This window comes from Teichococcus deserti (genome assembly GCF_001982615.1).
GTDB classification, from domain to species: Bacteria; Pseudomonadota; Alphaproteobacteria; order Acetobacterales; family Acetobacteraceae; genus Pseudoroseomonas; species Pseudoroseomonas deserti.
In genome coordinates this window covers 1-5,766 of the sequence record NZ_MLCO01000428.1, presented here as the reverse complement: position 1 = coordinate 5,766, position 5,766 = coordinate 1, and the positions used below count along the sequence as shown (strand labels likewise).

The window sequence follows — 5,766 nt, the reverse complement described above, 5'->3', positions numbered from 1 at the left end:
GGGGGATGCTGCGGTGCAAGCGGGGGGAGCGGGGCCGGTTCATTTTGCGCTTTGCCGTGGCGCGGATATCGCACAGGCTGCCATCCAGAAATAAAAGCTACCGGAGAACGTCCCCTATGTTGCGTCGCACCGTGATCACCGCGGCCGCTGCCGGCCTGTCCCTGCCCTGGCTGGCGGCCCCCGCCCGCGCGCAGCAGCGCTACGCCTCGCTCCATGTCTTCGTCCCCGCCGGCCCCGGCGGCGGCTGGGACGGGTTGGGCCGCGCCATCGAGCAGGTGGGCCGCGCCGCCGGCCTGGTCGGCAACTTCCAGTTCGAGAATGTCGGCGGCGCCGGCGGCACCGTCGGCCTGCCGCGCTTCATCCAGCAGCGCCGCGGCCGCGAGGGCAGCATCATGGTCGGCGGCGCCGTCATGGTGGGCTCGGTGCTGGCCAACAAGTCGCCGGTCGGGCTGAAGGACGTCACCCCGATCGCGCGGATGACCACCGAGCCCGGCATCATCGTCGTCCCCGCCAGCAGCGACATCAAGGACCTGAAGGGCTTCCTGGACGCGCTGAAGAGCAATCCGGGCGGCACCTCGGTCGCCGGCGGCAGCGCCGGCGGCATGGACCACATCCTGCTCGGCCTGCTGCTGAAGAACCAGGGGCGCTCGGCCAAGGAGGCCTCCTATGTCGCCTTCGCCGGCGGCGGCCCGGCCCAGGCGGCGATCCTCGGCGCCCAGGTGCGCGCCGGCATCTCCGGCGTCTCGGAATTCGCCGAGCAGATCAAGGCCGGCCGCATGCGGGCGCTGGCGACCTCGGGCGAGACGCGCAGCCTGCCCGACGTGCCGACGCTGAAGGAAAGCGGCATCGACCTGGTGCTGGGCAACTGGCGCGGCGTCTTCGGCCCGCCCGGCATCAAGCCGGAGACGCGCGCCGACCTGCTGCGCTTCGTCACCGAGCTGCATGCCCTGCCCGCCTGGAAGGAGCTGATGGAGCGCCAGGGCTGGGAGGACGCCTTCCTGCCCGGCGACGCCTTCGTCGACTTCCTCAAGCGCGACGAGGCGGCCACCGCCGATGTGCTGCGCGAGGTCGGCCTCATCTGATGGCCACCCCCGACAGCCGGCCCCAGGAACACCCCGGGGGACACTCCGGGACAGCGGCGGCGCCCGACCTGATCGTCGGGCTCGTCGTGCTGGGCCTCGGCCTGCTCTGCCTGTGGCAGGCCTATGCCATCCCGGTGACGCCGCTCTATGCCCAGGTCGGGCCGAAATTCATGCCGACGCTGGTCGGCGGGATGGTCATCCTGGTCGGCGCCGGGCTGGTGCTGAAGGCGCTGCGCGGCGGCTGGTCGCAGGAGCTGGAGGACGTCCAGGAGGCGCCGCCGACCAACTGGCGGGCGCTGGGCCTGCTCGGCGCCGGGCTGCTGGCCAATCTGGTGCTGATCGACACGCTGGGCTTCGTCTTCGCCGCCACCGCGCAATTCGTTCTCGTCGCCGCCGCCTTCGGCAGCCGCCGGCCGCTGCGTGACCTCGGCATCGGGCTGCTGGTGACGCTCGGCGCCTTCCTCGCCTTCGACAAGCTGCTGGGCGTCAATATCGGCGCCGGCATCCTGGAAGGGATCCTCTGAGCATGGACTCCCTCGCCGGCCTCGCCATGGGCTTCGGCCATGCGCTGACGCTGACCAATCTGGGCTGGGCGCTGCTCGGCTGCTTCCTGGGCACCGCCATCGGCGTGCTGCCGGGCATCGGGCCTGCGCTGACCATCGCGCTGCTGCTGCCGATCACCTTCCAGGTCTCGGCGACCGGCGCCTTCATCCTGTTCTGCGGCGTCTTCTACGGCGCCATGTATGGCGGCTCGACCACCTCGATCCTGCTGAACACGCCGGGCGAATCCGGCTCGATCATCACCGCCCTCGAAGGCGCGAAGATGGCCAAGAGCGGGCGCGCCGGACCTGCGCTGGTCACCGCCGCGGTGGGCAGCTTCATCGCCGGCACCATCGGCACCCTCGGGATCTCGTTCCTGGGGCCGATCGTCGTCGAGCTGGCGCTGAAGCTGGGGCCGGCCGAGTACTTCTCGCTGATGGTGCTGTGCTTCGTCACGGTGTCGGCGGTGCTGGGCGGCTCGGCGCTGCGCGGGCTGACCTCGCTCGGCCTCGGCCTGCTGATCGGGCTGATCGGCATCGACCTGCAGACCGGCCAGCCGCGCCTGACCTTCGGCATCCCCGAGCTGCTGGACGGCGTCGACGTGGTGCTGGTCGCCGTGGCGCTGTTTGCCGTGGGCGAGACGCTCTACCTCGCCTGGCGCCATATCGAGGGCAAGCAGGAGCTGCGCGAGGTCGGCAAGCTGATGATGTCGAAGCAGGATTGGAAGCGCAGCTTCTGGCCCTGGATGCGCGGCGCCTGCCTGGGCTTCCCCTTCGGCGTCATGCCGGCCGGCGGCACCGAGATGCCGACCATGCTGAGCTACTATGCCGAGCGGAAGCTGGTGAAGAAGGAGCACCTGCACGAATTCGGCACGACCGGCGCCATCGAGGGCGTGGCCGGTCCGGAAGCCGCCAACAATGCGGCCGCCGCCGGCATCCTGGTGCCGATGCTCACCCTCGGCCTGCCGACCTCGGCGACGGCGGCGATCATGCTCTCGGCCTTCCAGTCCTATGGCATCCAGCCGGGGCCGATGCTGTTCACCACCCAGGCCGAGCTGGTCTGGACGCTGATCGCCTCGCTCTACGTCGCCAACATCATGCTGGTGGTGCTAAACCTGCCGCTGGTCGGGCTCTGGGCCCGCATCCTGAAGATCCCGACGCCGCAGCTCTATGCCGGCATCCTGGTCTTCGCCACCATCGGCACCTACGGCATCAGCAACAGCGTGGTCGACCTGATGCTGCTCTACGGCATCGGCATCATCGCCATGTTCATGCGCCGCTTCGACTTCCCGACGGCGCCGGTGGTCATCGGCATGATCCTGGGCCCGATGGCCGAGCAGGCGATGCGCCAGGCGCTGACCATCAGCCAGGGCGACTGGACCACCTTCGTCACCCGGCCGGTCTCGCTCTGCATCCTGATCCTGGCGCTGCTGGGCCTGGTCGGGCCGCGGCTCTGGGCGCTGGCGGCGCGGCGGCGGGCGGCTTCCGCCTGACGGCTTGACGCGGCGGTCGGGCGGGCCTTGTTTCGGCCCCATGCCCGACCGCCAGCCCCGTCGCCCCGTCCCCTATTTCAGCCAGTGGGAAACCCCTGCCATGACGCTGGCCGTCGTGGCGGAAGGTGCCGAGCGCGCCCTGTTGCGCGACCCGGCCTGGCGCGGCTCGGGCGCCGCGACCATCGAGGACTATGCCCGCTGGGCCGGGCATCTCTGCGGCATGGCCTGTCTGCGCATGGTGCTGGCCGCCCGTGGAGCCTCGCCGCTGCCGAGCATGATGGAGCTCGCCCGCGGCGCGACCGCGGCCGGCGGCTATGTCGAGCAGCCGGACGGCGTCATCCGCGGGCTGATCTATGCGCCGCTGCTGCCCTTCATGGCAGAAGCCTTCGGGATCGCGGGCGAGATCCGCCTCGACCTGGCCGCGGCCGACCTCCCTGCCCTGCTGGCGGACAAAGACTTCTTCATCGCCTCGGTGCACAAGGACATCCGCTGGCCGGAGCGGCATCCCGACAGCCGCGGCGGCCACCTGGTGCTGGTCACCGCCGCGACACCGGAAGAGATCATCTTCCACAACCCCTCCGGCCATGACCCCGCGGCCCAGGCGGATGCGCGGCTGTCGCCGGCAGACTTCGACCGCTTCTTCGCCGGGCGCGGCATCGCCATCGCGCGGGGATGATCGCAGCACCCTGGCAACGGTTCCGGAAACAGGCTTTGCTGGCAGCCTGACCGGGGCCGCGACGAGCCCCGGCGCCGTCCAGGGAGCTTTCGCCATGCCGGGTTTCTCTCGGTTCCTCGCCGCCATCCTGCTGTCGGCCGGCCTTGCCGGCCCCGCCGCCGCGCAGGACACCGCCGCCATCGCCAGCCGGGTCGAGCTGCATCCGATCCCCTCCCTGACGCTGAGCGACGCCCAGTTCCTGACCGCCGACGCCGCCGGCGGCACCCCGGTCACCGTCGCCGGCGAGCTGCGCGTGGCGCAGGGCACGGGGCGGCTGCCGGTGGTGGTGCTGATGCACGGCTCCGGCGGCATCGGGCCGAATATCGAGATGTGGTCGGCGCAGTTCACGGCGCGCGGCATCTCCACCTTCGCCATCGACGGCTTCACCGGGCGCGGGCTGGTCAGCACCTCGTCCGACCAGGCGCGGCTCGGGCGGCTGAACCTGATCCTCGACATCTACCGCTCGCTGGAGATCCTGGCGAAGCACCCGCGGGTCGATCCGCAGAAGATCGTGCTGGTGGGCTTCTCGCGCGGCGGCCAGGCGGCCTTCTATGCGTCGCTGGCCCGCTTCCACCAGATGTGGAACCGCAGCGGCATCGGCTTCGCCGCCTATGTTCCTTTCTATGCGGATTGCGCGACGCGCTACATCGACGACCTGAAGCCGGTCGCCGCCCCGATCCGCCTGATTCATGGCGAGGCCGACGACTACAACCCGCTGCGCAGCTGCGCCGCCCAGGCCGAGCGCCTGAAGGCGAACAGCGTCGACATCGCGGTCACCACCTATCCCGGCGCGCATCACGGCTTCGACACGCCGCTGACCGACGCCGCGGTGGTGACGCCGCAATCCCAGACGGTGCGCAACTGCTCGATCGAGGAGCGCGCGCCCGGCCAGCTGATCAACACGGCGACAGGCGCAGTGTTCAGCTACACCGATGCCTGCGTCGAGCGCGGCCCGCAGGTCGGCGGGCACCCGCAGGCCCGCGCCGCGGCGGTGGCGGCGGTGACCGAATTCGTCACGGGGGTGGTGCGGAAATAGCCGCGCCGCCATGCTGGGGGCCGGATGAGCTTTCGCGGAGGCGGTGTGCGTCAGGTTTTTCGTTCGACTGGCATGGCACTGCTCGGGGTGGCGGCGTTTGCGGGCGGCGCGGCGGCCTGCAGCTATGTCCCCCGGTCCCCGGTCGCCGCCATTCCCACGACGTCCTTCGCCTTCCGGGGCACGGTGACGGCGGTGCAGGAGGTCCGGCGCGGCGAGTGGACCGTCCTGACCGCGACCGTGACGGTGGCCGAGGCGCTGAAAGGCGAGCCGGGACCAACCATCCAGCTCCACCAGGCGGCCCATGACGCCACGCTGAAGATGGGCTGCGGCGGCAACTATCCCTTCACGCCCGGCTGGCAGGGGTTGATCTATGCCGAACCGCCAACCGAGCGCGCCGCCGAGGCTGGCCTCCTGCCGGCGCCGGGCGTGCTGACGACCAGCAGCTTCATCATGTTCAACGCCCGCCAGCACGAGACGAGCGTCATCTGGCAGCTGCGGGAGCTCCGCGATCGCTGGCAGGCCGTCGAGGCGGCGCTGGGCCGGTCGCCCGACGCGCTCGACCTGCTGCTCGAACGTGCCAGGATCATCGAGAGGCTCGACGGACGCCCGGCCGGCCAGGCGCTCTACCGCGCGTTGATCGCGCGCGATCCCGGCGCGATCGGCGCCCAGCTCGCGCTGCTGCGGTCGCTGGCCGTTCCGCCGCAGAGCGTGGAGTTCCGCCGCCTGCGGGCGCATGTCGAGGCGCTGGCCCCCGGCGATGCCGCGGTCGAAGCGCAGGTTGCCCAGGCCCGTTACGCCAGCGGCGAAAGCGCCGTGGCCCTGGGACGCCGCGACTTCCGGGGCTGGGTGGTGGACGGCCTGCAGCTGCAGGGCGGGCGACGCGGCGTCGATCTGCGCCAGG

General features: G+C 71.2%; 6 protein-coding genes. All 6 read left to right on the top strand.

Annotation, left to right across the window (positions count from 1 at the left end):
- Positions 1–116: 116 nt before the first annotated feature.
- Complete coding sequence (locus tag BKE38_RS28505) at positions 117–1,082, top strand: Bug family tripartite tricarboxylate transporter substrate binding protein (RefSeq protein ID WP_076960518.1); 966 nt, start codon at positions 117–119, stop codon at positions 1,080–1,082.
- Positions 1,082–1,606, top strand: coding sequence for a tripartite tricarboxylate transporter TctB family protein (locus BKE38_RS28500; RefSeq protein WP_076960517.1), 525 nt, complete (start codon positions 1,082–1,084; stop codon positions 1,604–1,606). Before BKE38_RS28505 ends, BKE38_RS28500 begins: the two co-directional genes overlap by 1 nt.
- A gap of 2 nt (positions 1,607–1,608) precedes the next feature.
- A complete protein-coding gene (locus BKE38_RS28495) occupies positions 1,609–3,114 on the top strand; it encodes a tripartite tricarboxylate transporter permease (RefSeq protein WP_076960516.1) in 1,506 nt (501 codons plus the stop codon).
- Positions 3,115–3,214: 100 nt separating this feature from the next.
- Positions 3,215–3,790 carry a hypothetical protein gene (locus tag BKE38_RS28490; RefSeq protein WP_242662608.1) on the top strand — a complete coding sequence of 192 codons (576 nt, stop codon included), beginning with the start codon at positions 3,215–3,217 and terminating at the stop codon, positions 3,788–3,790.
- Between the two features lie 94 nt (positions 3,791–3,884).
- A complete protein-coding gene (locus BKE38_RS28485; protein ID WP_076960514.1) occupies positions 3,885–4,865 on the top strand; it encodes a dienelactone hydrolase family protein in 981 nt (326 codons plus the stop codon).
- Between the two features lie 24 nt (positions 4,866–4,889).
- Positions 4,890–5,766, top strand: an 877-nt coding sequence (locus tag BKE38_RS28480) for a hypothetical protein (RefSeq protein WP_131829775.1), incomplete at its 3' end; no start/stop codon positions are given.